The organism is Mycobacteriales bacterium (assembly GCA_036497565.1).
GTDB lineage: Bacteria > Actinomycetota > Actinomycetes > Mycobacteriales > QHCD01 > DASXJE01.
This window is the reverse complement of sequence record DASXJE010000035.1, coordinates 1-2,519: the sequence shown is the minus strand read 5'-3', so window position 1 is coordinate 2,519 and position 2,519 is coordinate 1. Positions and strand designations below refer to the sequence as shown.

The 2,519-nt window shown below is 67.2% G+C and carries 4 protein-coding genes and 1 pseudogene; 2 read left to right on the top strand and 3 right to left on the bottom strand.

The window, feature by feature from the left end:
* Together VGH85_03430 and VGH85_03425 are read left to right on the top strand one after the other, a co-directional pair.
* On the top strand, positions 1 to 211 hold a 211-nt coding region (locus VGH85_03430), incomplete at its 5' end, for a hypothetical protein (GenBank protein HEY2172843.1).
* Between the two features lie 126 nt (positions 212 to 337).
* A pseudogene (locus VGH85_03425) lies at positions 338 to 594 on the top strand (hypothetical protein).
* 51 nt (positions 595 to 645) lie between these two features.
* Here VGH85_03425 and VGH85_03420 read toward each other — a convergent pair.
* The 3 genes from VGH85_03420 to VGH85_03410 all read right to left on the bottom strand — a co-directional run.
* Entirely contained in the window at positions 646 to 1,044 is a 399-nt protein-coding gene (locus VGH85_03420; protein ID HEY2172842.1) for a VOC family protein, read from the bottom strand.
* Positions 1,044 to 2,051 carry a 2-oxoglutarate and iron-dependent oxygenase domain-containing protein gene (locus VGH85_03415; GenBank protein ID HEY2172841.1) on the bottom strand — a complete coding sequence of 336 codons (1,008 nt, stop codon included), beginning with the start codon at positions 2,049 to 2,051 and terminating at the stop codon, positions 1,044 to 1,046. The genes VGH85_03420 and VGH85_03415 overlap by 1 nt, the downstream gene beginning before the upstream one ends.
* A gap of 32 nt (positions 2,052 to 2,083) precedes the next feature.
* Positions 2,084 to 2,519, bottom strand: a 436-nt coding sequence (locus VGH85_03410) for a 2OG-Fe(II) oxygenase family protein (protein HEY2172840.1), incomplete at its 5' end; no start/stop codon positions are given.

Sequence of the window (2,519 nt, the reverse complement as noted above, 5' to 3'; positions counted from 1 at the left end):
CGCATCGACCGGGCTGTTCGGCGCGGTGTGGGCGCAGGCCGAACTGCGCAAGGTACTCAGCACAATCGGCGCCACGGTAGTCGATGCCGAGCTGCCGGTCGGTCAAGCCCACGACGCCTTCGCCGATGACGGCCGGCTGGCAGACCCGGACCTGCACAAGGCGCTCGCGGACATCGTCAGACAACTGGTCGAGGCGGCGAACGCCGCCTGACGCCGAGGTCCGGACCGCCACGCCCGCCCCGAGCCGTACCCGGGCGGGCGCGGCGGCGCCGGTCGTGCACTCGTCCGTGCCGGGTGCTTCGATGAAAGCGTGAGAGGCCCGGGCGAGGCGACGAGGGTGTGCAGTGCGAGCCGCGAGATCGCGGCGGCGCCAGAGACGATCTTCGAACTCATCGCTGACCCGGCGCAACAACCACGCTGGGACGGCAGTGACAACTTGGCTGTGGCCGCCGTAGGGCAGCGCATCCGTGGCATCGGTGCGGTATTCAGAGCCAGCTGACCGACGAGAAGCGCTACGAACGTGCCCGCGCGACCACATCCGCCAAGCTTCAGATCTCGCTCGATCGACTCGCGGCCCTCGTCGAGACGTCCTGACGCCGAACCGAAGAGCGTCGGCTCCAGCCATCGCCTGGGACGCGCGTCCGATCAGGGTGCGAGAACGGTGTTGATCCGGAACACGTTGCGTTCCGGATCCAGCAGAACAGACTGGTACCAGCCGTAGCTGGTTGTGGCGGGCTTCTTGACCAGTTCGGCTCCCATCTCGACGGCGACGTCGCTGAGCCGGTTGACCTCGGCGGTGTCGGTGACGTCGATGTTGAGCAGCCCGCGGACTCCGGAGTCGGCCCGGTGCTCCTGTAGTTCGAGCACTCCGTAGACCTCCGGTGCCATGAATCCGATGGAGCTGGCCCCGGTGTCGAAGCCGCGGAACACGGGGTTGCGCATCTCCGGTATCTCGGTGAATCCGAATAACCGCGCGTAGAAGTCCGGGAGGGTGCCGAGGTCTCGGACGAACAGGTTGACGTAGGTGAGGGTCGCGGGGCGCATCAGTCGACGCTCGCCAGGGTGTTCTGCTGGGTGAACTTCAGGTAGAGGTACTCGCCGTTGCGGACGGGTCCGTACTTGGCGGGGTGTTCGGCGTCGACGCAGCTCTCGATGCACTCGATGACGGCGTCGTAGTTGGGCTGGACGAAGTAGGGGATCGAAACCCGGGTCTGGGTCGCGGCCACCTCGCGGGGCGGGTTCACTACGCGGTGCATGGTGGAGACCCATTTGTCGTTGGTCCAGCGCTCCAGCGAGTCACCGAGGTTGACTACGAATGTGCCTGCCACGGCGGGGACGTCGACCCAATTGCCTGCCTTGTTCTGCACCTGGAGCCCTCCGCCGGGCACGTCCTCCTGCCAGAGGATGGTCATCGCGGTGTAGTCGCTGTGGGCTCCGCCGCGCAGCTGGTTCGGCTTGGGCTCGTTCGGCTGGGTCGGGTAGTGGTTCGAGCGCAGCAGGCTGATGTGGCGGTCGACCTTGTCGACGAAGAAGTCCGGCGGCAGGTCCAGAGCGGTCGCGAAGATCTGGAACATCTCCAGGGTCAGCCCCTCCATGGCCCGGTAGTAGCGGCGGTAGATCTGCTCGAAGTCCGGGTGCTCGGAGGGCCACAGGTTCGGCGCGAAATGCGCACCGGCGGCATCGCAGGTGTAGTACGGGTCCCCGGTGGGGACGTCGAGCGGGCCGATGTCGAACGACTCCTTGAGATCAGCTGGCACCGGCTCGTCCTCCAACAGCCCGAGCCCTTCCTGCTCCACGCCGCTGTAGCCGCGGATCTGGCCGGCTTCCGGGCGGGCAACGGCGAGCTTGGTCTCCAGCGGCGACTCGAAGAATGTCGTGCTCGTGCGGTACATCTCCTCGACCAGGTCCTCGGGGACGCCGTGCCCGGAGATCACCAGGAAGCCGATGTCCGTGCACGCTTGGGCGACCTCCGCGGCGACGGCGGCACGCTCGGTCGGAGTGCCGGACCGGAACGGCGCGATGTCGATGACGGGGACGGATAGGAGAGTCACAGCGGAATCCCTTCTGTCGGTGTGGATGCGGCTCAGGTGACGTTCTGGGTCGTGACGAACAGCCGGCGCAGATGCGCCCCGGACGTGATCGGCTCGTAGCGCGGTTCGGCTCCAGGCTCGAGACAGGTCGGGATGCAGCGGATCTCCGCGTCGTAGTTCGGGTTGTGAAAGAAGATCAGCGACTGCCGCCTGCTCCCCGCGACGTGGTCGACGTCGGGGTTGACGACGCGGTGCAGTGTGGAGACCCACCTGTCGTTGGTCCAGCGGGCCAGCAGGTCGCCGATGTTGATGATGAAAGCGCCGCCGACGATCGGGACGTCGACCCATTCGCCGGCCGCGTTGCACACCTGCAGCCCGCCGGGGCGATCCTCGGTGGCCAGGATCGTGAGACTGCCGTAGTCGGAGTGGGCACCCGCGCGCAGCTGCCCGGGGAGTGGCGCCACCTCCGGCTCGGGATAGTTGCGCACC

What these genes read in the sequence shown, in the direction of transcription:
- VGH85_03420 (HEY2172842.1), bottom strand. Translation starts at nt 1,044, where the DNA reads ATGCGCCCCGCGACCCTCACCTACGTCAACCTGTTCGTCCGAGACCTC.